Here is a 24,554-nt window from a genome sequence, read left to right on the forward strand (position 1 = left end):
AACTGTAAACGCTCAGAACGACATAAAGTCATGGGCGGAGAGAAGCGACCTCTGGGACGAGATCAGCTTTATGGCGATGTTGATGGCAGTCCGCCGCTCTTCGACATCATCTCGCCGTGAAAAACGGAAAATGAGGTGACTTAATCACCTCAGTCTGGACAAGAGATCGATACAAATCAAAATTGTTCGCTGGCTCAAACTCGTGGTCGGCGGTGTTCATCGCAATCGCAACCGTTGTATCCCAAGAATACGCTGTTGTAGTTTCTGGGTTTCACTTCAGCTTTCGTGTGGATGCATTTGAACCTATAAGTGACGTGTTGAGCCGCAGTTTTCCAATCGGCATCCACTAGCTCCAGACCAATGGATCGGCCTCTCTCTCGAAGCGCCTCCAGGTATTCACCACCCTTTAATTTCATTGTGTTCCGGCGTCGCTCTTTGACTTCTGGATGATTTCGTGCGCAGCGGGGACAGCACTTCCACTTTGCAGTTTCACGCACGATATAAGGCGATTTAAACTCGTTGTCGCATATGTTGCATTGCCATGAGTAGCTATGCCATTTTCCGTACCATGCCGTTTCTTTCACACTGAGGTTATGTTCATCAGCCAGTGCAAGCAGCTTCTTTTGGCCATTCAGGTTGAACAATGGAATGTGAGATAGCAGCAGCAAAGGCTCTTGAACAACACACTGCTGTTTCAGACAAACCTTATCAAGGCCTTCCAGGATCTTCTTTCTTACATCTGCAGCCTCAAACGGGTACATGAACTCGTTTATTACAATTAGTTTGATTTCCAGCTCTTCGCACATAACAGCCTTCTGCTCATCTCGCTGAATTTGGCGCTGGTAGCTCGCCTCCGTACGGTGCCGAGCCCTTTGGTAGTGCCATGCGCCTTGGTATTCAAACGCAACTTTGTACTGCGCATTGTATCCATCCAGTTCGAGGCTGGCGTGGGGCTGAATCAAGTGAGGATGATCTTTCTGCTTAAATCGCCGTTTCTGTAGCGAAAATCCGAAGCCCTCTTCAAGAATACTGCGGGTAATTGCCTCGCCAACGAAAGGAGAGCAATTTGGGCAGCTTCGACCACTAAAAATCTTCTGCGGGACTACGTTTGCCTCATGGCCTTCATTGCAGCGAACCAACATGGTTCACCTTGGTTCTTGTAATCATGCTCTGGGGTGAGGAGGCTAAAACCATGTTTGGCCAATTTTGCTTGGACTTCGATGTAAGGTTTGCGGTAGCGCAGTCGAGAAACGTCTCCCTTGCAACGCTGGCATCCTGAGGGGGCTCGGTTGCCTTTTTGTACGTGCGCCGCTGCAGACGGTGTAAACGTAAAATCATGCTGCTTGCAGTAGGCAGTGATTTTGCTGACACGTGTGACTAGCTCCTCCTCTAAGTTAGGATATTCGTACTTTCCAGAGTGGGCCGCGAAAGCCGCCTCTCTAAAGGCTTGGAGCAAGGCATGGTGTTTAGCACGGCGGTTTTGTTCGGTGGTCAACGCCCGCGATTGGCTCTTGCAAACCCCGCAGAACGGCGTGCCACGCAGATGTAGTTCGGCGCTGATACTGCCGCGAACATCATGCTCAACGCAGAGGATGCTGATTTTTTCTTGGCCACTGGCTTGGCTGAAATTCGTTTGGCCATAATCGAAACGGTCAGCGAAGCGTTGGCGTGCCGACCTGATGAACTGGTCTTGGTAGGCGCAAATATGGCAACCCGTGCCGCCCAGATGCTCTTCAGGCTTTAATTTGAAGGCTCCGTGGGTGTGGCAGATCACTTGGCACGGCCGGGAAAACGAGATAAAGAGGTTTTCCTCGTAGCGGTACTGAGCTCGGTGTTTGCGCGTGGCGTCGATGCTAAATCTCAGAAAATCAGGGTTTCGACTGGTTTCCAAATAACGTAGTTCGGGGGGCAAGCTGCTCACCAGCGCTGCTAAAGCAGGCCGATTTTTAAGTTCGTTTACACAGTGACGACAACCACCGCCCGACAGCAGGGCGCTCGCAGTCAAGCTCCAGCTATGTCTATGTCGACTGCAGAATGCCTGGACAATCGTTTTGAAGCCTGACCAGACACCGAATCGAACCGAAAGAATCGAGCCAAATTTCTGCTCAATACGCGCCCGAAGTACTGGCTCGGTGATCTTGAGGTTATCAGCCACGCACTTCTTGCACTGACTACCGCTCGCATGTCGCTCGGCGCGTTGAGAGAACAGGCCGTGCTTGGGGCAAATGATGCGAATATTTTTGCTAAAGCCTACATAGCTTTCGGGCTGATACTGGTAGTAACCTTTATGCGTCAAATTTGCCCTAGTCAGGAACTCCTCAAATTTGACGCTCCGCTGGCTGTACAACTCCGCATTGCTCTTTTTTAACTTTGCACTCTTGCAGGCAGGGCAGCCACTGCCCTTCAAATGGACCTCGGGAAGTTGCCAGAACTCGATGCAGTGCTCAAGGCAGTATATGAGTAATTTTGTCTTGGCATTGAGATATACCAATTTGCCGTAATCAAAGGCGTCCCCGTGCCTGGCTTTGGCCTCGGCGACGAAGACCTCCCGAGTCTTGCCATGTCGAGCCCTTACGCTGTCAACCTTGCATTGCCTGCAGCCGCCCTTCTTGCTCAGATGCTGATCGGGATTTATCTCAACTTTTTCGGGGGGGTTGTGCCTCAGGCAGTGAAGAACTACAGGTGCGCGCGCTGAGTGCCAGAGGGTCTCGGAGTAACTGAACTGCTGGCCAAATTTCGCCTTTGATTTGGCGATGAAAGCCTCGGTGTCCTTAATACGGCTGATGACTTTTCTCCTTGAAATCAATCTGAGAGGCAAATCTTAGCAGAGCATTGAGTTGGCGGCTGGACGGCAGTGTCGCCAGAATTACAAGCGGTGGCAGCGCTGCTGTCGTCCGCTTATTCCATTCACACAGCGTGTGTCCATGGTCAGGCGGTTTTTGATAGACAAATATTCTCCAATCCACGGGTATTATGGAAGGTACATATTTGTACATGCAATATTCCCGAGGGGCAGTGCTGTGCGGCACAGATGCGCTCTGTAGACTGGCCATGGCTGCGGTAGATCATGGTTTTTGGTTTGTTTTGAAGTAAAGATGTGCTAACGCAGTTGCCTATCCAAAAGACCAGCGAAACCGGGCAACTGCTGCCGCATCAGTGGACACCTGACTTACAAAAGGTGAGTTGGACGCTTGCTTACGTGGGGCTTCAGGCTGGGAGCATCCTTTTCAAACAATCCATAGCATGCCCTCAAATATGTCCCCAATGTAGCAATCCTCTGGAAGTGAATGGAGCTCCATGGTTTGTGGAAAGGCAGAAATGATCAGCCGCACAGCCTGCCCAGCGACGCCTAGAGACTTTCAGGATCGCCAAAAAACATCTGAATCCGCGACCGCAACCAACGCTCCCCCGGATCATTATCCTGCGACCCGCGCCAAGCCATGTGCAGCTCAAACGTACGCGTCGGCAGTGGCGGATCCTCCGCCCGCACGCCGCCGGCAGCCGTCAGTGCATCAGCGGTGTAATCCGGCACGGTCGCAACAATGTCAGTGCCCGCGAGTAACGTGCTCAAGCCATTGAACTGCGGCACGGCCAACACCACGTGGCGCTTACGCCCGAGTTTCTCCAGCTCTTCATCAATAAAGCCACTGAGGTCACCGGCGAACGACACCAGCGCATGCGGACGTGCGCAGTAGTCATCCAGACTCAGCGGCCCTGGCACGGTGTCGGCGCGCAGCAGTTTCGGCTGGCTGCGCCGTAGCACCTTGCGCTTGGCGTTGGCCGGCAGGTCGGTGGTGTAGCTGACGCCGATGGAGATTTCGCCGGAGGCCAGCAGGCCCGGCATCAATATGTAGTTGACTCGGCGCACGACGAGGACGATGCCCGGTGCTTCGGCGCGCAGGCGTTTGAGCAGCATCGGCAGCAGGGCGAATTCGACGTCGTCGGACAGGCCGATGCGAAACACCGAAGTGCTGGTGGCCGGGTCGAATTCCGCCGCGCGGCTGACAGCCGTTGAAATCGAGTCGAGCGCCGGGGAGAGCAGGGCGAAGATTTCCACCGCGCGAGCGGACGGTTCCATGCTGCGTCCAGTGCGCACGAACAACGGGTCATCGAACAGGCTGCGCAGGCGCGAGAGCGCCGCACTGATCGCCGGCTGGCCAAGAAACAGTTTCTCGGCGGCGCGGGTCACGCTGCGTTCGTGCATCAACGTTTCGAATACGATCAACAGGTTCAGGTCGACACGACGCAGGTCATTACGATTCATCTGGAGTCCTGGCAGAGTCATCAAGCTTGACGAGAGCGACCATATGAGAACAATGGCCGGCATGAATATTACGGGGAAAGGCTGGTACTCTGCACCGCTAAATTCAGCTTTACCGGGCCGGTTGCGGTATTTTTTCATCGATTTTGCCAATGCCGTTCATACTGCGGAATCAATGACAGGCATGTCGACTATTAATAGCCACTGATAGTCTTGGGTCAAAAGCCCAGATAGAGTTCAGGGCATTAGAGGTTACTTTGACGAGGTTTGCGATGTCCCGCACGATCCGTTTTCACAAGTTTGGTCCGGCCGAGGTGCTCAAATGCGAAGAGCATGCGGCCGCTCAGCCAGGTCCTGGCGAAGTGCAGGTGCGTGTCGAGGCGATCGGCATCAGCTGGTACGACATTCTCTGGCGTCAGAACCTGGCCTCGTCCCAGGCACGCCTGCCGTCCGGTCTCGGCCATGAAATGGCCGGTGTGGTGACCGCCGTCGGTGACGGTGTGGATGATCTGTCGGTGGGCGACAAGGTGGCCAGTTTTCCGGCCGAAAGCCCGAACGACTACCCGGTGTATGGCGAGCAGATCGTGCTGCCGCGCACCGCGCTGACCCGCTATCCGGATGTGCTCAGCCCGGTCGAAGCCAGCGTGCATTACACACCGCTGTTGATCGCCTATTTCGCTTATGCCGATCTGGCGCGGGTCAAACCCGGACAGTTTGCCCTGGTCACTGATGCCAGCCACTGCGCCGGACCTTCCTTTGTCCAGCTGGGCAAGGCCATGGGTGTACGGGTGATTGCCGCGACGAAAACCGCAGAGGAACGTGAATACCTGCTGTCCTTGGGCGCCGAGAAAGTCATTGTTACCGAGGAAGAAGATCTGTTGATGCGAATCAACAAGATCACCGACAACCGTGGTGTCGATGTGGTGTTCGACGGTCTTGGTGGTCCGCAGATGTCGTTGCTCGGCGATGTGCTCGCACCGCGTGGCAGCCTCGTTCTGTATGGCCTGCAAGGCGGTAATCAGACACCTTTCCCGGCCTGCGCGGCGTTCCAGAAGAACATCCAGTTCTTCGTGCACTGTATCGGTAATTTCACCGGTAAACCCGAGTTGGGCATTGTTCAGGATCACGTCGCCTTGCAACGTGCCCTGCGTGATATCAATCAGTTGACGGCTGACCGCGTGCTGCTGCCACTCAAGACGCGGGTCTTCCCGTTCAACGATTTCGTCGAAGCACATCGCTACATGGACGAATGCCCATGCCGTGAACGGGTCGCCCTGCAGGTCGAACCCGCGTAATTCCCTCCGAACAGAGTCCGTGACCCGCACGGACTCTTGCGTTTTACCCCTCGCAAATAATCAGACATACCGAGCATGGTGCGTGGCCGGTTGTACATCTGAACCGGTTTTTGTCTGCCATCTGTATCTTCTAATCGTCATATAAGCCCTGATAATTGAATGATTACTTTCATCTCAAGGAATGAGCCATGTCTGTGCATTCTGTTTTCCGTTGCGCGTTTAATATGTTCTCTCGTGGGCGATATACCGATTTCTGTTTAATGGCCGTAGGTTATTTCCTATTGTCGTTCTGCTTTTCTTGTACTCAATATTCGTGGGACGCTGTAAGAAGTTTCCTCAGATATTTTTTCTCCCGGAAAAATTCAATGGTGGCGGGGGTTTGCGTCACCTAGGGTGGTGGCTCCGCCGAATTCTTCGCGTCAAGTGTTTCAAATAACTACAAAACCATAAGTGTTAGTATTTGATCGTCTATTACTTATTGATGAATTTATTGCGCCAGCGTCATCGCTGATGCGCGATATGAATTTTTTACGCCGGGTAAAGTACTGATGAGCACGATCCATGATCAGGCAATGAACTATGTCTACCAGCAAGTATTGCAGCGTCTGTTGAGTTTCTTTTCCAGAGCCGAACGGACAGCGCTGCAATTGCTGATTCAACGGCTGGTGGTCGCCGCCGGAGGAATGGAGCGCATGGGTGACTACAAGGTCATGGTGACACCGTCCGGTACCCGTGACAGTTGCTACACCCTGGCGCTGCTGCGCGCCGCGCAGCTGAGTATCGCCGGCCGCGCACCGGCCACTTTTCAGTTGCGTGTGGCCATGTTGCGCAGGAGCGAATCGGGGGCGGCATCCAGCAATATGCACCGCAGTTTCGCTGCCCTGTTCCTGTATGACGACCCGCGTGTCGAGTTGCTGATGGTGGATCATCGTCACGTGTTGCCATTCGATCACCTGGCGCCACCTGACAAGGACAGTACGCAAGCCAATCGCACCAACCTGCTAATGATGGGGCATCGACGGGCCAGGGACGAGAAGCTCGAGTTGTGGGACGACGCCTGCCTGGCCTGGGCGGAGTTTTGCGGGCAGATCGCTCGCTGGGGCAACGGTGTTGATGCCTGGGTGGCGAGTGAGTCGCTGCGACGCCAGAAACAATTCATCGACAACCTCGATCGTGCGGTGCAAAAGGCAGGCATCGGTGCGCTACCGCCCAATACCGGGACATTCGATGAATTGTTCGCCCTGCTCGACGGGCTGGGCGGGGACTTGTACCGCGGTTTTTACGCCGAAGCCGAACGGTTGTGCTGGCGTCCCGAGGACAGTTTCGAGTCCTGCCGTCGCACCACGTTTGTCGACATTCACGACATGGCGGTGGGCAATCTGGAAGAGCGCTGGCCGCTGCTCAGCGAGTTTCTCGGGTTCCAGGCCGAGGAATGGGTGTTTCACCTCGGCGGGGGCGAATACGCCGACCCGTTGATCGAGGCCCATTTGCGCGGGTTGGAGGCCGAGTTCGTCGATGGCCGCAGCTATGAAGCCGGGTTTTCGCAACATGTTCAGCACATGCTGGTGACGATGCAGCAGCAACGGGTTCCGGAAGCGGTATGCGAGCAGATGATTGCCCGATTGGGACAGCCACCAGCGCTTGATGAGCTGCGCGAGTCGGCGGCGAACTGCATTCAAACGACGTACGGCTTGAATGAAACCCAATGGGTCTGCCTGTTGTTCTCGCCGTTTATCAACCGTGGAGCCAGCCTCGAACGGTTCCTGCGCAGCTGTCATCCCGGCATGTTGGTGGCGATGCCCGATCTGCATCGAGCCATGCAGGGGCTGCACGGCCCGGAGCAAGTGCTGCAATGGATGACGGATGTCAGTGGATTGCCGGTCAGGCTGATCTGTCGTCTCTACGCCATGGAGTCATTGCCGGTGCGCGGGGCAGGTCTGCACGCAACGGATACCGCACTGCAAACTGCAGGACCTGATGGTATCGACGCCAGCATGGGTGACCGGTCAGCGGAACGTTGAGGTGAGCGATCAATTTTTCCCCGCATCGGTGTCAATGGTATTGGGCTCATGAAAGCAGTGCGGGAGTCGGGTTTCGCTTATCAGGCCGTCTATCGCTACTTGATACGATTGATCGCGGATTCGGCCGAAGCAGGCAACCTCAGGCTGCCGTCACTGCGGCAGTTGGCAGATCGCCTGAACGTATCGATCTCGACCATTCAATACGCGTATTCGCTGCTGGAGAAAGAAGGGCGGGTCTATTCCGTCGCCAAGTCCGGGTACTACGCCCAAGCGGTTGCCGGGCTGACACCTCAGGCCGTTGGCAACGATCTGCTTGAGGCGCTTTACGTCAATGCGCGACGCCCGGGGATGCGCTTGTTGAGCGCAGAAGATCCGGTTTCAGTGCAATCGCTGGACAGTCCATTGCTGTTGCTGGAACGCGAACTGCTGCGTCAGTACCCCCGCAAGCCGCCGTTGCTCGATCAGCCCTGCGGTGAGCTGGAGTTGCGCGCCGTCCTCGCGGCTCGCTACACCACCTCGCCGAGACAGTGCTGGCACGCCGAGGATGTCTATATCGGCGCGGATTTGCGCGGAGTACTGGAGATCCTGGTGGCTGTTCTGCAGCTCAAACACGCCACCATTCTGGTCGAGTCGCCCTGTGACTGGGTGATATTGCGATTGCTGCAGGCGGCAGAGGTGCGGGTGATCGAACTGCCGTTGCAGGCCTGTGGAGGGCTGGAACCGCAACGCCTGGAAGCACTGCTCAACACTGAAAACATACGGTTGATTCTGCTGTCTTCGGGCTTGTCCATGCCGCGCGGTACGCAGGCTCCTGCGGAAAACCGCAACATCATCGCCAGCATGCTTGCCGAACATGGCACCTGGGTGCTGGAAAACGATTGCTACGGCGAGCTGGTTGAGGCCTTGGACGGCGAGCGTTTGCGTGATCGGCTGGACCCCGACCGGCTGTTGATCTTCTCTACATTCGAGAAAACCATCGGCATCGAGGCGCCTTACGGGTTCGTACTGTCGCGCCAATGGAAAAGCGAACTGTTGCGGCATTTTCTGATGCGCTCGTTCCGACTGTCACCCATCCGCCAGAAGGCGATTGCCCGACTGTACGCAAACGGTCGGGTTGATCAGCATCTGAATGTGCTGCGCCGGCTGCTCAAGGAGCGTCGGACCCCGATGATCCACTTGCTGCGCGAGCGCTTGGGTGATGCGCTGCAGGTTGTCGAGCCGCAGGGCGGTGCGACGGTCTGGGTGCGGGCGCTGCGTCCGGTGGAGATGCGCGATGTGTTTCAGCGCCTGCTCAGGCAACAGGTATTGATCGCGCCGGGCGAACTGTTCAGCTTGCAGGGATTGCACCGTCGTCATCTGCGCCTGAACCTGCTGGATTATGGCGAAACCGGGTTGGTCGGAGCGATCGCCTTGTTGGGTGATGCACTGCGGCTGGCACCGCTTGAATGAACGTTGAAATCTGTCGGATAGATCCCGTCGCGCTGCGGTCAAACTGCCAGTAAACTGCGCTGTATTTCCTGAACCACTCTATTTCAGAGGTTTTGCATGACTATCAGTCCTTTTGCGGGCAAACCGGCACCGGCAGAATTGTTGGTCGATATCCCGCGACTGGTAACGGCTTATTACACCGGCCAACCGGACGCTTCGATTTCCACCCAGCGTGTGGCGTTTGGTACTTCCGGTCACCGCGGCAGCTCTTTCGATCTGAGTTTCAATGAATGGCACGTTCTGGCAATCAGCCAGGCGATCTGCCTGTACCGCGAAGCCCAAGGCATCGATGGCCCGTTGTTCGTCGGTATCGACACCCATGCGCTGTCGACCCCGGCCGGCGCCAGTGCGCTGGAGGTGCTGGCGGCCAATGGCGTGACCGTGATGATCGCCGAAGGTGACGAATACACGCCGACACCTGCGGTTTCACATGCAATTCTCTGCTACAACCGTGGCCGCACCTCGGGCCTGGCCGACGGCATTGTGATTACGCCGTCGCACAACCCGCCACAAAGCGGGGGTTACAAATACAACCCTACCAACGGTGGCCCGGCCGATACCCACATCACCAAGTGGATCGAAGCCAAGGCCAACGAACTGCTGGCCAACAAACTGGCGGGTGTCAAACGCATCAGCTACGAGCAGGCGCTCAAGGCCAGCACCACCCACCGTCATGACTATCTGAACACTTACGTCGCTGACCTGATCAATGTGATCGACTTCGATGCCATCCGTGATGCCAAGCTGCGTCTGGGCGTAGACCCGTTGGGCGGAGCAGGGGTGCGCTACTGGTCGGCGATTGCCGAGCATTACCGTCTCGATCTGGATGTGGTGAACAAGCAGGTCGATCCGACTTTCCGCTTCATGACGGTCGACTGGGATGGACAGATTCGCATGGACCCGTCGTCCAGCCATGCCATGCAAGGTTTGATCGGCCTCAAGGAACGTTACGACGTGGCCTTCGCCTGCGACCCGGATCACGATCGTCATGGCATCGTCACTCCGTCGGGTGGTCTGCTGGCACCGAACAACTATCTGGCGGTGTCCATCGACTATCTGTTCCAGAACCGTCCGCAATGGCGCGCCGACGCCGCCGTGGGTAAAACCGTGGTCAGCAGTGGCCTGATCGATCGCGTGGCCAAGCGCCTGGGACGTCGTCTGTACGAAGTGCCGGTCGGTTTCAAATGGTTTGCCGATGGCCTGTTCGATGGCTCGCTGGGTTTCGGTGGCGAGGAGAGTGCTGGCGCTTCGTTCCTGCGCAAGGATGGCGGCGTCTGGAGCACCGACAAGGACGGTCTGATTCCGGCGTTGCTGGCGGCCGAAATGACCGCGCGTACCGGCCGTGATCCAAGCCAGGCCTATCGCGCCTTGACCGATGAACTCGGCGAACCGTTCTCGGTGCGCGTCGATGCCAAGGCCAACCCTGAGCAGAAAGCCCTGCTGAGCAAGCTGTCGCCGGAGCAAGTGACGTCGACCGAGCTGGCAGGCGAGAAGATTCAGAGCATTCTCAGCCATGCGCCGGGCAACGATCAGGCCATTGGTGGTCTGAAGGTGATGACCGAAAACGGCTGGTTCGCCGCGCGTCCTTCGGGCACCGAAGACATCTACAAGATCTACGCCGAAAGCTTCATTGGCGACGACCACCTCAAGCAACTGGTGGCTGAAGCGCAAACGCTGGTGGATGGTGCTGTTTCTACGAAATAGTACTAATCACCGAAAAACTGTGGCGAGGGAGCTTGCTCCCGCTCGGCTGCGAAGCAGTCGCAAAAACAGGGACGCTTCGCGCCCCGGCGGGAGCAAGCTCCCTCGCCACAAGATTGGCGGCCGTTAAATCATGTGTAAAAAGGGTGACCCAATTGGTCACCCTTTTTCATACCCGCAATCTAAGCCAGATCCACCAAGACGATTTCGCTGTCTTCCAGCGCCGTCACCGTGAGCACCAACTCATGCTCAACGGCAACACCATCTCGAGCTTGTGCGCGCAAGCCATTGACTTCAATCACCCCGGTGGCGGGTACCAGATAGGCTCGGCGTCCCGCATCCAGCTGATACTCAGCGGTTTCACCGGCCTTGAGGTTGGCTGCGACCAAACGCGCATCGCCGCGAATGCGCAGGCTCTGGTCGTCGCCATCCTTGCCGCTGGCCAGGGTCACGAAGCCTTCGCGCTGACCTTTGGGGAACGGTTTGGCACCCCATGAGGGCGGCGCGCCGGTTTCGGTTGGCAGAATCCAGATCTGGAAAATTCGGGTCTCTTCGTCTTCCAGGTTGTACTCGCTGTGAGCGATGCCGGTACCGGCGCTCATGACCTGCACGTCGCCGGCTTCAGTGCGCCCCTTGTTGCCAAGGTTGTCCTGGTGGGTAATCGCACCTTCACGCACGTAAGTGATGATTTCCATGTCGCGGTGCGGGTGCAGCGGGAAACCGGTGCCGGCGGCGATCACGTCATCGTTCCACACCCGCAGATTGCCCCAGTTCATGCGTTGCGGGTCGTAGTATTCGGCGAACGAAAAGTGGTGATGGGCATCCAGCCAGCCGTGATGAGCGCCGCCCAGCGTGTTGAAAGGTCTGAGTTCAAGCATGATCGTCTCCTTAAAAGGTTCGTCATGGGGCGTAACGCCAGAGCCACAAAGCGAGACCGTCGGTTAATGACGGGCATCATCCATCAGTCAATCATCGAGAAAAAGCGTAAAAAGTGCGGCATTGTCATCGAATTCGTTGATGGGAAACCGGCTCGAAACGATCTCACCCAACTTTCAGTTCATCGCCTAAACCAATGACCTGTAAGCATTTCGCTAGAACTCACGGGCAAATACGGCCACCATAGCCGCAACAGCCTCACACACTGGAGCCCCTCAGCGTGGCGCAACACACTCCCGATCTTCCTCCCGAACTTCGTCCATTGGCCGAGATGCCATGGTTCAAGCGGCTGGCCGCGCGCTTCTTCGGCCATGGCCTGACGCGTTTGCGCGCCCAGCACCGTGCCTCTTGGCTACACGGCCAGGCTGACGGTTTTCGCAGCGGCCACACTGCGGGTGTGGAGTACGGTTTCAAGGAGGGAAAACTTGAAGGGCTGGAGGAAGGTCGCCAGGTTCTATTGATTCGCGACAGCCGCAGCACCGAGCATCGTCCGCCGAGCGTCGATAATCATCTGTTCGACGACTGGCGCCTGCCACTCAGCGCCGAGCTGAAGAAACGCATGAAAGCCGACGTAGCGCGCCTGCTGCCCGCGCATGCCCAGCCAAGCCTCGCACAATGGAAGATGATCTTCAGCGACACTCCCTCGACTTCGGTGATCGCCGGGGCCGGGGCAGGCAAGTCGACCACGCTGGTGCTGCGTATCCTGTTGCTCACGCATTATCTGGGCTTTGAGCTGGATTCGATGACCGTGGTGACCTTCACCCGCGAGTCGCGCAAGGATTTCATCAATAAGCTGATCGAGATGTTCGCGCTGTGGGGCCAACCGTTAAGCCTGAAACAGGCGCGGGAGCTGGTGCGCACCTTTCACTCACGCATTTTGCCGATGGTCCGCAGCCTGCCGGGGTTCGAACGCTTGCAGGCTTTTGAAAATCTCAGCAATCGGCCACAAGGCGCTGACGAGGAGGTCGACAGCAACCCGTTCGATCTGCGCATCAATGATGCCCAGCGCCAGCAGCTCAACGCTTGCTACCACCGGTTATTCAATGATGACGAGCGTTTCCGCCAGTTGATTCAGCCATTGGCCAAGGCGGGTTTGCAGCTCAAGGAACTGGAGCGCGATCATCCTGACGTGCAAAAGCGCGTAGCAGTGACCGAGCTGGCAGCCAAGCGCGACGAGGAGCTGTGCGACGCCATCGAAGACCTTTGGTTTCGTGCCGGTGCCTGGCCGATCAAAGGCATCGAACCCAGCCGCCAGACCTTCGAGATCAATGGGTCGACCTTTCACTGCCATGGCTATATTCCCAGCCTCGATGCCTGGGTGGTACTCGGCTTCGATCCCCGGGAAAACCCGCAAATCTGCCGCCCCAACGCCAAACTCAGTGTGCGTGCTGAATGGGCTGTGAAGCGCACCCTGTTTCAAGCTTTCTGTCGTAAGCCATTGATTTGGCTGGACAGTTACGAAGCATCGAAACGGGTTTTGTCGACATTGGCCGGCGACGCGAGCGCCGGTCCAGGCTTCGATTACAAGGTCAAAGGTGAGCTGGTCTCGGCGCCGCTGCTGGACTGTTTTGTCGCGGCGGCCGGCTTCATCGAAAACCTTGGGCTGGACGTGCCAGATGCGGTCGGCCGCATGAGTTTTGCCAAGGACGACCCGGACCGGTTCTTCTTTGAGGCGCTGAGCCTGTTCTGGCGTGCGCTGGAAGATCACCTGCTCGATCAGAAACCCCCAGTGATGACCTACAACCGCATGTTTGCGCTGTTCAGCGAGCACTCGCCGGAAAACCTGAAGCTGCTGAGTGATGAGCTGCTGCGACCGATGTCGCACCTGATGATTGACGAGTTTCAGGACGTATCGCCGCAGATCGTTTCGTGGATTCGCGCCAGCCTGACGGAAATCCGCAGTCGCGGCCCGGCCATGCACGTCGGGCGGGGCGCGCAGCGTTCGTCGTTGCTGTGCGTCGGTGATGACTGGCAGTCGATTTACGGCTGGCGCGGCAGTTCGCCGAGTTACTTCATGGAGTTCAATAAGGAATTCCCGTCACCAGCTACCACGCGAGTGATGCTCAGTGACAACTATCGCAGCCACCAGCACATCATCGATGCTGCGGAACACATCGTCCGCGCAGCGCCGGCAATTCCCGGGAAGAAGGCCAAGGCCAGCGGTGCCCCCAAGGCATTGCAGCCAGTCAATGTGCTGGAGCGCGATGATCAGGCTTTGGGGCAGCGCCTGGCTGAACATTACAATCGCGGCGATTCAATCTTGATGCTTTATCGAAAAAGCAGTGATAAGTCATTGATTGAAAAGCATATTCAGCCAGTAGTTAATGTGGATTCGAGCTTGCCGTACGAAGCCCGGCGCCTTAAGCAGCTCACCTACCACAGCGCCAAGGGCCTGCAAGCCGATGCAGTGTTTCTGCTGGGTGACTGCCAGCATCTGACCAGCTCGCCCTACAAGAATCAGGTGTACCGCATGGCCGGGCTGGGCAAGGCTGGCGACAGCGAGCCTTATGACTCGGCGCAGAAGGACGAGATCCTGCGGCTGGCCTACGTTGGCATCACCCGGGCGGTCAGCCATTGCTACTGGTATGTCGAGCCGCAGGACACCCAGGCAGTCAACATGCCCAGAGCGTCTGACCGCGTAGCCCAAGGCAAGGCGTTCTTTGTCGATCAGCGGAAACAGCCGCAAAACGCGTAGCACGCACGCACAAAAAAGTCCGCCGGAATTGGCGGGCTTTTTTTATTAGAAACAGCAGGTTAAGCGTAACTCCTGAAGGATTCCGGAGGAATGAAAGCCTCCAGCTCATCTTCCACTGCTTCGATAATGCGCTCGACATCCGCCGCGTTCATCACCGTGGCACACGGAATGCCCGCGATGGCGATCATGGTTTCGCCGCTGGCACGATCAAACAGACGAGCAATCATGCTGCCCGGTGCATCCATCGTCGCTTCGAAACCCATGGGATGAAAATGCCAGCGCATCAGCTGGCACGCGTTAGGGAACGTGACTTTACTGGAACCTTTATTCATGTGTTGCCCGCCTTCTTCATCGAGCGCTTCCGTTTGCTCATGTTAGGTGGGAAGAGCCTTCATTGGCTCAACCGGTCAGTGAGGTTAAAAGTAGCATCCGCATGTGAATTTTCCGTGAGATTTTTCAGTTCATTTTGCGATTGCTTCCCATTTTTTGATGTAAGTCACGCCTTGAACATTCATCGCCAAAAGGCCACTACGGTTTGCTCGTTGATCGTTTGGATGAAGTTGGGCAAGCTCGGTTCTTTTGCTCAGAGCCCTTTATGCACGCCGACGATGACGGCCCAGAACAGACCCCGGCCACGGCTGCCACGGTCATGCGCTATCACCTGAGCTGGAAACACCGCGATCTGGACAGCGTCATGGCGCTGTATCACCCGGACGTCCAGTACAACGATTTCTTCCAGAACCGGATCCTCGGCCTCGACGAATTGCGCGAGTACGTGCGCGTGAGCATGCCGCGAGAATCCGACGAAGCGCTGGAGCATTGCGACCGGATTCGCGTGGATGGCAACACCGCGTTCATTCAGTACGAAGTGACCCTGCGCGGCGGCGACGGGCTGGTGTCGTTCCGTTCCAGCGAAGCGATCACGGTCAAGGACGGATTGATCTGGCGGGTCAACGAATACGCTTCGCTGGTTCGCGCACAAACCAATGGCGCCGCCGCACCGAGTGAGCGCCCGGCGGTGAGTCGCCTGGGGCTGTCACCGCGCCAGATCAGTTTCATGGCCGAAGACCTGCAGCAGTACTTCGAACGCCAGCAACCGTATCTCGACCCGGAACTGGACCTGCAACGGGTGGCAAAGGAGTGCGGATACAGCCGCAATCAGATTTCCTACCTGCTCAATCAGGTGCTGGGTCAGAGCTTTTACCGCTACGTCAATCAGGCGCGCCTGCAGCACTTGCTCAAGTCGCTGGATCAGGCCACGCCACCGCTGCGTATCGACGAACTGGCGTTTGCCGCCGGTTTCAACTCGCTGTCAGCGTTCTACAGTTGTTTCCGCCAACACACCGGTCAGTCGCCGAAGGCCTACGCCAAACAAATTTCTTTGCGGGCACGCGCGCAAGACAGTCATTGAAGTCACGCACTAGGATCGACGCCATCGAAGGTTTTCAGTGGCGGAGTCTTGCATGCCGGCGTGGCGCACTATCAGTTTGTGGATGGATCAACTCGACGAGCCGCTCACCGCGCGGCCGGCGCTGGAGCAGGATCTGGATGTCGACGTGGCCATCATCGGCGCCGGTTACACCGGGCTGTGGACCGCGTACTACCTGAAAAAACTCGCTCCGGGTCTGGATATCGCCATCGTCGAGGCGCAAACCGCCGGATTCGGTGCGTCCGGGCGCAATGGCGGCTGGCTGATGGGCAACCTGCTGGGCGAGGATCGACTGCTCGCCGGGCTCTCTCCAGAACAGCGCCGCGCCTCGTTTGATCTGCTGCACAGCATCCCGGATGAAGTGGAAGTTGTCCTCGAACGTGAGGGCATTCACTGCGATTACCGCAAGGGCGGGGTGCTGTACTGCGCCGCCCGCTACCCGGAGCAGGAAACCAGCCTGCGCGAATACCTCGACAAACTGCACGCCCAGGGCCTGACCGACAACGATTACCGCTGGCTGAATCCCGAGCAACTGGCGCAACAGATTCGCGTGGCGAAACCCTACGGCGGCATCTATGCGCCGCACGTGGCGACCATTCACCCGGCGAAGTTGGTGCGCGGTCTGGCGCGTACCGTGCAGAACATGGGCGTGAAGATCTACGAAAACAGCCCCGTAACCCATTGGCAGTCCGGCAGTTTGCGCACGGCCAGGGCCAGTGTGCGCAGTCGCTGGATCGTGCCGGCGGTCGAAGGCTATTCGGTCACGCTGCCACCGTTAGGTCGCTATCAGTTGCCGGTGCAAAGCCTGATTGTCGCCACCGAACCGTTGTCGGCAGCGACCTGGGATGAAATCGGCCTCAACCGTGGCCAGGCGTTCAGCGAGTTCAGCCGTCAGGTCACCTATGGCCAGCGCAGTGCCGACAATCGCCTGATCTTCGGCGCCCGCGGCGGTTATCAGTTCGCCGGCAAGTTGCGCCACAACTTCGACCTGACCCGCGACGAAGTCGAGCTGCGGCGTTATCTGTTCGGCGAACTGTTCCCGCAACTGAAAAACGTGCAGATCACCCACGCCTGGGGCGGCAACCTCGGCATGTCGCGACACTTCAAGCCGCACATGCTCTGCGATCGCGCCAATGGCATTGCGCTGTCCGGTGGTTATGGCGGGGAGGGTGTGGGTGCCAGCAACCTCGGCGGCCGCACCCTGGCCGATCTGATTCTCGAGCGCGATACCGAACTGGTGCATCAGCCGTGGGTGCTGCCGGACGGCGGGATTCATGCGCTGCGCGCCTGGGAGCCGGAGCCGTGCCGCTGGCTCGGTTACAACGCGATCATCAAAAGTTTCGTCCACGAAGACCAGACCCTGGCCAATCCGGCCAGCGCACCGTGGCGGCGCAAGCTGGCCAGTCAGGTCGCGGGCTTCATGGAAGGTTTCATGCGCTAACCGCCGTTTTCTTCACAAGACAGGTCTCACCATGAGCATTACGCAGTTCAAGAACACCGCCAGCCTGCAACTGGATGAATCCAACCCGGTCGCCGTGCCAATCGGCGAGCCGGTCGCGATTGCCTCGACCACCAGCGTCGAGCGCGATGACGGCGTTGAAACCGGCGTCTGGGAATGCACCCCGGGGCGCTGGCGCCGGCAGATCACCGCGCAGGAGTTCTGTCATTTCATTTCTGGCCGCTGCACGTTCACCCCCGACGACGGCAGCGAAACCCTGCACATACAAGGTGGCGACGCACTGATGTTGCCGGCCAACACGCTCGGCATCTGGGATATCCAGGAGACCGTGCGCAAGACCTACGTCCTTATTTTCTGATTGTTTGATCCTTTGATTGCCTGCCAACAAAAATAGCCACTACAGGAATCACCTCATGATCCAGAAAACCCTCGCTCTGGCGCCGCTGCTGCTGGTCGCCTCTATCAGTCATGCCGCCGAAACGGTGAAGATTTACAACTGGTCCGACTACATCGCGCCGGACACCACGAAAAACTTCCAGAAAGACACCGGCATCGGCGTCACCTATGACGTCTACGACAGCAACGAAACCCTTGACGGCAAGTTGATGACCGGCAAATCCGGTTATGACGTGGTGTTCCCTTCCAACCACTTCATGGCCCGGCAGATCCAGGGCGGGGCGCTGAAGAAGCTCGACAAGAGCCAGTTACCGAACTGGAAGAACCTCAACCCGGTATTGCTCAAGGCCTTGCAGGTCAACGACCCGAACAACGAGCACGGCTTTCCGTACCTGTGGGGCAGCACCGGCATCGGCTACAACGTCGCCAAGGTCAAAGCGGTGCTGGGTGACAACGCGCCAGTGGATTCCTGGGACCTGATCTTCAAGCCCGAATACATGGAAAAACTGCAGAAGTGCGGCGTGGCGATTCTCGATAACGGCCCGGAACTGCTGCCGGCAGCGCTGAATTACCTGGGCTTGCCGCCGCACAGCAAGAACCCCGAGGACTACAAGAAAGCCGAAGCCTTGCTGATGAAAGTGCGGCCGTATGTCAGTTACTTCCATTCCTCGAAGTACACCAGCGACCTGGCCAATGGCGATATCTGCGTGGCGGTCGGTTTTTCCGGTGACATCCTGCAAGCGGAAAACCGCGCCAAGGAGGCGAAGAACGGTATCGACATCGGCTATGCGATTCCCAAGGAAGGCGCCGCCATCTGGTTCGACATGGTTGCCATGCCCGCCGATGCACCGGACGAGAAGGCCGGTTACGCGTTTATGAACTACCTGCTGCGTCCGGACGTGATGGCCGGCATCAGCAATTACGTGCACTACGCCAATGGCAACCAACAGGCCGATGGTCTGATCGATCCGGCAATCAAGGGTGACACCAAGGTCTATCCGAGCCCGGAGATGATGGGCAAGCTGTTTGCGCTGGAGGCCATGCCGCTGAACATTGACCGGATCCGCACGCGGGTATGGAACAAGATCCGCACCGGTAGCTGAGCCAACCCCCAACCCTGTAGGAGCTGCCGAAGGCTGCGATCTTTTGATCTTGAAACCCCAAAGATCGCAGCCTCGTTCCACTCGACAGCTCCTACAGGAATAGGGGGGCAGGCCTTATTAAATAGTTGATATCAATACACTGGCATCGCACTAATAGAGTGCAGGAAAGTGAGACGTACCCATCAAAAAGCAACTTACCAATATTTAATATTTAAATAGAAAATCGTCAGACAATTGGGCGATGCCTAAACCGTTAAAACAATCTTTCGACCCCGCAGGCTTTGTTTACGGCAGTTTTGCGCAACAGTGCAATTTGATCTCAAAAAAACGCTAGACGACAGATTTCAAATTGTGTCAGGTTTCTTACGCCTTCATTGGGCGAGTGATAGGACGATCTCGCCAGGGATTGTCGCTATCTGACAAAAACTGTTCCATTGCTAAACAAGGAAGTGTGTTTATGTCGAAAGTAAAAGCTAATGCTGTTGATATCACCGCAGACACATTCGTGCCTGTCGGCGCAGCGCAATCTCTGGCTGCGACCAGCTCTGCCTGGAACCAGATCAACAGCTTCAGCCATCAATACGATCGTGGCGGTAACCTCACGGTCAATGGCAAACCCTCCTTCTCGGTAGATCAAGCCGCCACTCAACTGTTGCGCGACGGTGCCTCCTGGCACGACCTCGACAACAGCGGCAAGATCGAACTGACCTACACCTTTCTGACCGCCAAAACCGCTAACTTCAGCGGCCTCGGCGTCACCGGTTTCAGTCAGTTCAGTGCCCTGCAGAAGGCCCAGGCCGTGCTCGCCATGCAATCCTGGGCGGATGTCGCCAACGTTACGTTCACCGAAGCTTCCCGCGGTGGCGACGGTCACATGACCTTCGGCAACTACAGCGGCGGCCAGGAAGGCGCGGCGGCGTTTGCGTTCCTGCCAGGCACCGAGCCAGGCTATGACGGTCAGTCCTGGTACCTGACCGGCAGTGGCTACGACGTCAACAAAACCCCGGGTCTGAACAATTACGGGCGTCAAACTCTGACCCATGAAATCGGCCACACCCTGGGCCTGTCTCACCCTGGCGACTACAACGCCGGCGAAGGCAACCCGACTTACAAGGATGCTTCCTACGGGCAAGACACCCGCGGTTACAGCCTCATGAGTTACTGGAGTGAAAGCAACACCGCCCAGAACTTCAGCAAGGGCGGCGTGGAAGCCTATGCCTCCGGCCCGCTGATGGATGACATCGCAGCGATCCAGAAGCTGTACGGCGCCAACCTGAACACCCGTGCCGGTGACACCACCTACGGCTTCAACTCCAACGCCGGGCGCGATTTCCTCAGCGCCTCGTCGTCGAGCGACAAGCTGGTGTTCTCGGTCTGGGATGCGGGCGGCAAGGACACCTTCGACTTCTCGGGTTTCACCCAGAATCAGAAGATCAACCTTAACGAAGCCTCGTTCTCCGACGTTGGCGGCATGATCGGTAACGTGTCCATCGCCAAGGGCGTGACCATCGAGAACGCCATCGGCGGTTCGGGCAACGACCTGCTGATCGGTAACAGTGCGTCCAACGAGCTGAAGGGCGGTGCCGGCAACGACATCATCTACGGCGCCGGTGGTGCGGACAAACTGTGGGGCGGTGCGGGCTCGGACACCTTCGTGTTCGCGTCCAGCTCCGACTCCAAGCCGGGTGCAGTCGATCAGATCCTCGATTTCGTCAGCGGCCTGGACAAAATCGACCTGAGCGCCATCACCAATGGTTCCGGCCTGCACTTTGTCAGCAGCTTCACCGGTTCGGCCGGCGACGCGATTCTGACCTCGTCGGGCGGCAACAGCCTGTTGTCGGTGGACTTCTCCGGGCACGGTGTGGCGGACTTCCAGGTCAGCACCGTGGGCCAGGCAGCGACCAGCGACATCGTGGCGTGATGTGAAACAGGGAAGCGGCGCTTGATGCGCCGCTTTCTTTACTTGCATCGTCTTGGCCGCTGGGCAAGGCTACGGGCCGGAGCGAATTTTCTGATGATCTATAAAGCTTTTACCTACAAGGCAATGGCGTGGCTTTCGGCGGCGCTGATCATGATTTCTGGAGAAACAACCATGGCAAGCAGCCTCAGACTTGAAGATCCATCGGTGTTTGCCGGGCAATGGCAGGCCGTATTGACTGCGACGGACGACGCCCCGCAGGCGCAGGCATTACAGGACAAGCCGTCGAACACCTGCCTGATTGATCTTGAACCGAACCAGACGCTGGGCAAGGGCGCCGAATGCCTGGGGGCATGGCTTGAGCAAGCGCCGATTGGCTGGTTCCCGGATCCGGACGGCCTGTCAATTACCGGCAAGGAAGGTTCAAGAATCCAGTTCTTCAGCCGACAACGTGATGGGCTTTATCTGAGCACTTTGAAGTCGGGGCTGGTGATTACGCTCACGCGCCATACGCCACAGCCGTGAACAGCGGGACCGACTGAGCAGTTGAATATAAGGTTTGATGTTGCAGTTATAAGCAACAGTTCAATGCAACGAATGGCGTTTGAAATGTTGAAAGTTGTTATTGAAGTGTAAATGCAAGTTGCAAGAACCCGTCCGATCTGCGCACGGATAATTATTGGAAGCGTCTCGCCAAAGAATGGCGGGGAAATTATTGCAGGAATAATCAATGAAGATGGCGAAGGCCCCAGCCACCGCTCCCTTATTCAAGGCTTTGGGTGACTATAAAAGCATTCTGATCAGCGTCGGGTGCTTTACCGCACTGATTAACGTGCTGATGCTGGTGCCCTCGATTTATATGCTGCAGGTCTACGACCGCGTGCTGTCTTCGCAGAACGAAACCACCCTGGCCATGTTGTCGTTGATGGTCGTCGGGTTCTTCGCGTTCATCGGCATGCTGGAAGTGGTACGCAGTTTCATCGTGATCCGCATCGGCAGCCAACTGGAGCGCCGCTTCAACCTGCGGGTGTATCAGGCGGCGTTCGAACGCAACCTGTTCAAGGGCGAGGGCAACGCCGGGCAATCGCTGGGTGACCTGACCCACATTCGGCAATTCGTCACCGGGCCGGCCCTGTTCGCGTTTTTCGACGCACCGTGGTTCCCGGTCTATCTGTTTGTCATCTACCTGTTCAACGTCTGGCTGGGCGTGCTCGCCACGGCCGGGGCGCTGCTGCTGATCGCTCTGGCATGCCTCAACGAATACATGACCAAGAAACCACTGGGCGAAGCTGCCGGTTACTCGCAGAAGTCCAGCCAACTGGCGACCAGCCACCTGCACAATGCCGAAACCATTCAGGCCATGGGCATGCTCGGCGCGCTGCGCAAGCGCTGGTTCGGTGTGCACTCGCGGTTCCTCGGCCTGCAGAATCAGGCCAGCGACACCGGCGCGGTGATCAGCTCGATCAGTAAAACCCTGCGTCTGTGCCTGCAATCGCTGGTGCTGGGCCTCGGCGCGTTGCTGGTGATCAAGGGCGACATGACCGCCGGGATGATGATCGCCGGTTCGATCCTGATGGGCCGCGTGCTGAGCCCGATCGACCAGTTGATCGCTGTGTGGAAACAGTGGAGCGGGGCGAAGCTGGCCTATCGTCGTCTGGACTCCTTGCTGCAGGCGTTCCCGCCGAGTGACGACGCCATGGCGCTGCCGGCGCCAAAAGGCCAGATTGCCTTTGAGCAAGTCAGTGCCGGCCCTCCGGGGCAACGCGCGGCGACCCTGCACATGGTCAATTTCGCGATTGGCGCGGGCGAAGTACTGGGTGTGCTCGGTGCCTCCGGTTCCGGCAAGTCGACCCTGGCCCGGGTGCTGGTCGGCGTGTGGCCGACCCTCGGCGGCACCGTGCGCCTGGACGGTGCGGACATCCATCGCTGGAACCGCGACGAGCTCGGCCCGTACATCGGCTACCTGCCACAAGACATCGAACTGTTCAGCGGCAGCATCGCCGAGAACATCGCCCGTTTCAGCGAGGCCAACCCGGAGAAAGTCGTGGCTGCCGCGCAACAGGCCGGCGTGCACGAGATGATTCTGCGGATGCCACAAGGCTACGACACGCAACTGGGCGAGGACGGCAGTGGCCTGTCCGGCGGCCAGAAGCAGCGCGTCGCTCTGGCGCGCGCGATGTATGGCGATCCGAGCCTGGTGGTGCTCGATGAGCCGAACTCCAACCTCGACACCGTCGGTGAAGCCGCGCTGGCCAGCGCCATCGCCCAGCTCAAGGCCAAGGGCACCACTGTGGTTCTGGTCACGCACCGGTCTTCGGTGCTGGCCCAGGCCGACAAGTTGCTGGTGCTCAACGACGGACGCTTGCAGGCCTTCGGCAACAGTCAGGACGTACTCAAGGCGCTGTCCGGCGCCCAGGAACAACAACGGGAAAAATCTGCGCAGGCACCGGGCGGGCTCAGCATGAGCCGGCAGTACCAGCCCACGACAAGGAATTCGGGTGTATGAGCAGCGCCAGCATGAACAATGAAAACGAAGCCTCCATGGAACACGCGTACGTCACCGAACGGCCTGAGCGCGATGCGAAATTCTTCGCCCGCATGGGCTGGATTCTGGCCATCGTCGGCGCTGGCAGTTTCTTCACCTGGGCCGCACTGGCGCCACTGGATCAAGGCATTCCGGTGCAAGGCACCGTGGTGGTGTCGGGCAAGCGCAAGGCCGTGCAGTCAATGAGTGCCGGCGTGGTCAGCCGGATCCTGGTGCGCGAAGGCGAGATCGTGAAGCAGGGCCAGCCGCTGTTCCGCCTCGACCAGACCCAGGTCGCGGCCGACGTGCAGTCGCTGCAAGCCCAGTACCGCATGGCCTGGGCCAGCCTCGCGCGCTGGCAGGCCGAGCGCGATAACCTCAAGCAGGTGACCTTTCCGGCCGAGTTGAGCAACGACCCGGATCCGCGTCTGGCGCTGGTCCTTGAAGGCCAGCGTCAACTGTTCAGCAGCCGTCGCGAAGCGTTCTACCGCGAGCAGGCCGGTCTGCGTGCCAGCATCGAAGGTGCCACCGCGCAACTGGCGGGCATGCGCCGCGCCCGCACCGACCTCAACGCCCAGGCCGACTCGCTGCAACAGCAACTGAGCAACCTGCAGCCGCTGGCGGACAACGGCTACATCCCGCGTAACCGCTTGATGGAATACCAGCGTCAGCTGTCGCAAGTGCAGCAGCAACTGGCGGAAAACACCGGTGAAAGCGGCCGGGTGGAGCAGGGCATCCTCGAATCGCGCCTGAAGCTGCAACAGCATGGCGAGGAATATCAGAAGGAAGTGCGCACCCAACTGGCCGACGCGCAGCTCAAAAGCGTGACCCTGTCGGAGCAACTGACCTCGGCCGGTTTCGACCTGCAACACAGCGAGATCCTCGCCACCGCCGACGGCGTGGCGGTCAACCTCGGCGTGCACACCGAAGGCGCCGTGGTGCGTCAGGGCGAAACCCTGCTGGAGATCGTCCCGCAAGGCACCACCCTGGAAGTCGAAGGGCACTTGCCAATCAACCTGATCGACAAGGTCGGCACGCATCTGCCGGTCGACATCCTGTTCACCGCGTTCAACCAGAGCAAGACCCCGCGTGTACCGGGTGAGGTCAGCCTGATTTCCGCCGACCAGATGGTCGACGAGAAAACCGGCGTGCCGTACTACGTGTTGCGCAGCAGCGTCAGTGATCAGGCGATGGAAAAGCTCCACGGCCTGGTGATCAAGCCCGGTATGCCGGCAGAAATGTTCGTGCGCACGGGCGAACGTTCACTGCTCAACTACCTGTTCAAACCGCTGCTCGATCGGGCCGGCTCCGCGTTGACCGAAGAATAA

18 protein-coding genes are annotated in these 24,554 nt (G+C 58.1%); 13 read left to right on the forward strand and 5 right to left on the reverse strand.

Features of this window, described 5'->3' with window-relative positions; genetic code table 11:
• Positions 1-194: 194 nt before the first annotated feature.
• The 3 genes from ACU680_RS05780 to ACU680_RS05790 all read right to left on the reverse strand — a co-directional run bounded on the left by ACU680_RS05780 (position 195) and on the right by ACU680_RS05790 (position 4,264).
• Entirely contained in the window at positions 195-1,142 is a 948-nt protein-coding gene (locus ACU680_RS05780) for a hypothetical protein (RefSeq protein WP_448178895.1), read from the reverse strand.
• Positions 1,103-2,818 (reverse strand): DUF723 domain-containing protein, encoded by a 1,716-nt coding sequence (locus tag ACU680_RS05785; protein WP_448178896.1) that lies wholly within the window; start codon positions 2,816-2,818, stop codon positions 1,103-1,105. Before ACU680_RS05785 ends, ACU680_RS05780 begins: the two co-directional genes overlap by 40 nt.
• 531 nt (positions 2,819-3,349) lie before the next feature.
• The gene (locus ACU680_RS05790) at positions 3,350-4,264 is read right to left on the reverse strand and encodes a LysR family transcriptional regulator (protein WP_027612769.1); all 915 of its coding nucleotides are present in this window, start codon (positions 4,262-4,264) and stop codon (positions 3,350-3,352) included.
• 269 nt (positions 4,265-4,533) lie between these two features.
• Here ACU680_RS05790 and ACU680_RS05795 point away from each other — a divergent pair, with 269 nt between their 5' ends.
• The 4 genes from ACU680_RS05795 (at position 4,534) to pgm (ending at position 10,769) form a co-directional block, all read left to right on the forward strand.
• Positions 4,534-5,556 carry a zinc-dependent alcohol dehydrogenase family protein gene (locus ACU680_RS05795; RefSeq protein WP_007963541.1) on the forward strand — a complete coding sequence of 341 codons (1,023 nt, stop codon included), beginning with the start codon at positions 4,534-4,536 and terminating at the stop codon, positions 5,554-5,556.
• A gap of 548 nt (positions 5,557-6,104) precedes the next feature.
• A complete protein-coding gene (locus ACU680_RS05800; RefSeq protein ID WP_448178897.1) occupies positions 6,105-7,577 on the forward strand; it encodes a hypothetical protein in 1,473 nt (490 codons plus the stop codon).
• A gap of 48 nt (positions 7,578-7,625) precedes the next feature.
• Complete coding sequence (locus ACU680_RS05805; RefSeq protein WP_448178898.1) at positions 7,626-9,026, forward strand: aminotransferase-like domain-containing protein; 1,401 nt, start codon at positions 7,626-7,628, stop codon at positions 9,024-9,026.
• 96 nt (positions 9,027-9,122) lie between these two features.
• The gene (pgm, locus tag ACU680_RS05810) at positions 9,123-10,769 is read left to right on the forward strand and encodes a phosphoglucomutase (alpha-D-glucose-1,6-bisphosphate-dependent) (RefSeq protein WP_448178899.1); all 1,647 of its coding nucleotides are present in this window, start codon (positions 9,123-9,125) and stop codon (positions 10,767-10,769) included.
• 179 nt (positions 10,770-10,948) lie between these two features.
• Here the strand turns inward: pgm and ACU680_RS05815 are convergent, their stop codons facing one another.
• On the reverse strand, positions 10,949-11,644 hold the full coding sequence (locus tag ACU680_RS05815; protein ID WP_448178900.1) for a pirin family protein: 696 nt from the start codon (positions 11,642-11,644) through the stop codon (positions 10,949-10,951).
• Positions 11,645-11,922: 278 nt separating this feature from the next.
• On the opposite strand from ACU680_RS05815, the gene ACU680_RS05820 reads away from it, so the two are divergent.
• On the forward strand, positions 11,923-14,397 hold the full coding sequence (locus ACU680_RS05820; RefSeq protein WP_448178901.1) for a UvrD-helicase domain-containing protein: 2,475 nt from the start codon (positions 11,923-11,925) through the stop codon (positions 14,395-14,397).
• Positions 14,398-14,456: 59 nt separating this feature from the next.
• Here ACU680_RS05820 and ACU680_RS05825 read toward each other — a convergent pair whose 3' ends face one another.
• Complete coding sequence (locus ACU680_RS05825) at positions 14,457-14,729, reverse strand: DUF1652 domain-containing protein (RefSeq protein WP_007963535.1); 273 nt, start codon at positions 14,727-14,729, stop codon at positions 14,457-14,459.
• Between the two features lie 263 nt (positions 14,730-14,992).
• Here ACU680_RS05825 and ACU680_RS05830 point away from each other — a divergent pair, with 263 nt between their 5' ends.
• The 8 genes from ACU680_RS05830 (at position 14,993) to ACU680_RS05865 (ending at position 24,554) form a co-directional block, all read left to right on the forward strand.
• A complete protein-coding gene (locus tag ACU680_RS05830) occupies positions 14,993-15,808 on the forward strand; it encodes a helix-turn-helix domain-containing protein (RefSeq protein WP_007963532.1) in 816 nt (271 codons plus the stop codon).
• A 52-nt stretch (positions 15,809-15,860) separates the two neighbouring features.
• Positions 15,861-17,267, forward strand: coding sequence for an NAD(P)/FAD-dependent oxidoreductase (locus ACU680_RS05835; RefSeq protein ID WP_448178902.1), 1,407 nt, complete (start codon positions 15,861-15,863; stop codon positions 17,265-17,267).
• Positions 17,268-17,298: 31 nt separating this feature from the next.
• On the forward strand, positions 17,299-17,643 hold the full coding sequence (locus tag ACU680_RS05840; protein WP_007963530.1) for a cupin domain-containing protein: 345 nt from the start codon (positions 17,299-17,301) through the stop codon (positions 17,641-17,643).
• A 55-nt stretch (positions 17,644-17,698) separates the two neighbouring features.
• On the forward strand, positions 17,699-18,784 hold the full coding sequence (locus ACU680_RS05845; RefSeq protein WP_367084474.1) for a polyamine ABC transporter substrate-binding protein: 1,086 nt from the start codon (positions 17,699-17,701) through the stop codon (positions 18,782-18,784).
• A gap of 457 nt (positions 18,785-19,241) precedes the next feature.
• Positions 19,242-20,705 carry a serralysin family metalloprotease gene (locus tag ACU680_RS05850; RefSeq protein WP_007963528.1) on the forward strand — a complete coding sequence of 488 codons (1,464 nt, stop codon included), beginning with the start codon at positions 19,242-19,244 and terminating at the stop codon, positions 20,703-20,705.
• A gap of 93 nt (positions 20,706-20,798) precedes the next feature.
• A complete protein-coding gene (locus tag ACU680_RS05855) occupies positions 20,799-21,227 on the forward strand; it encodes an AprI/Inh family metalloprotease inhibitor (protein ID WP_367086237.1) in 429 nt (142 codons plus the stop codon).
• 205 nt (positions 21,228-21,432) lie between these two features.
• A complete protein-coding gene (locus ACU680_RS05860) occupies positions 21,433-23,208 on the forward strand; it encodes a type I secretion system permease/ATPase (protein ID WP_007963526.1) in 1,776 nt (591 codons plus the stop codon).
• Complete coding sequence (locus ACU680_RS05865; protein ID WP_448178903.1) at positions 23,205-24,554, forward strand: HlyD family type I secretion periplasmic adaptor subunit; 1,350 nt, start codon at positions 23,205-23,207, stop codon at positions 24,552-24,554. Before ACU680_RS05860 ends, ACU680_RS05865 begins: the two co-directional genes overlap by 4 nt.

Source organism: Pseudomonas sp. LF020 (assembly GCF_053456425.1).

Coding starts and splice junctions, on each gene's coding strand:
- ACU680_RS05845 (WP_367084474.1), top strand. CDS start 17,699: ATGATCCAGAAAACCCTCGCTCTGGCGCCGCTGCTGCTGGTCGCCTCT.
- ACU680_RS05815 (WP_448178900.1), bottom strand. CDS start 11,644: ATGCTTGAACTCAGACCTTTCAACACGCTGGGCGGCGCTCATCACGGC.
- ACU680_RS05795 (WP_007963541.1), top strand. CDS start 4,534: ATGTCCCGCACGATCCGTTTTCACAAGTTTGGTCCGGCCGAGGTGCTC.
- ACU680_RS05855 (WP_367086237.1), top strand. CDS start 20,799: ATGATCTATAAAGCTTTTACCTACAAGGCAATGGCGTGGCTTTCGGCG.
- ACU680_RS05805 (WP_448178898.1), top strand. CDS start 7,626: ATGAAAGCAGTGCGGGAGTCGGGTTTCGCTTATCAGGCCGTCTATCGC.
- ACU680_RS05850 (WP_007963528.1), top strand. CDS start 19,242: ATGTCGAAAGTAAAAGCTAATGCTGTTGATATCACCGCAGACACATTC.
- pgm (WP_448178899.1), top strand. CDS start 9,123: ATGACTATCAGTCCTTTTGCGGGCAAACCGGCACCGGCAGAATTGTTG.
- ACU680_RS05860 (WP_007963526.1), top strand. CDS start 21,433: ATGAAGATGGCGAAGGCCCCAGCCACCGCTCCCTTATTCAAGGCTTTG.
- ACU680_RS05800 (WP_448178897.1), top strand. CDS start 6,105: ATGAGCACGATCCATGATCAGGCAATGAACTATGTCTACCAGCAAGTA.
- ACU680_RS05840 (WP_007963530.1), top strand. CDS start 17,299: ATGAGCATTACGCAGTTCAAGAACACCGCCAGCCTGCAACTGGATGAA.
- ACU680_RS05865 (WP_448178903.1), top strand. CDS start 23,205: ATGAGCAGCGCCAGCATGAACAATGAAAACGAAGCCTCCATGGAACAC.
- ACU680_RS05835 (WP_448178902.1), top strand. CDS start 15,861: ATGCCGGCGTGGCGCACTATCAGTTTGTGGATGGATCAACTCGACGAG.
- ACU680_RS05830 (WP_007963532.1), top strand. CDS start 14,993: ATGCACGCCGACGATGACGGCCCAGAACAGACCCCGGCCACGGCTGCC.
- ACU680_RS05790 (WP_027612769.1), bottom strand. CDS start 4,264: ATGAATCGTAATGACCTGCGTCGTGTCGACCTGAACCTGTTGATCGTA.
- ACU680_RS05825 (WP_007963535.1), bottom strand. CDS start 14,729: ATGAATAAAGGTTCCAGTAAAGTCACGTTCCCTAACGCGTGCCAGCTG.
- ACU680_RS05780 (WP_448178895.1), bottom strand. CDS start 1,142: ATGTTGGTTCGCTGCAATGAAGGCCATGAGGCAAACGTAGTCCCGCAG.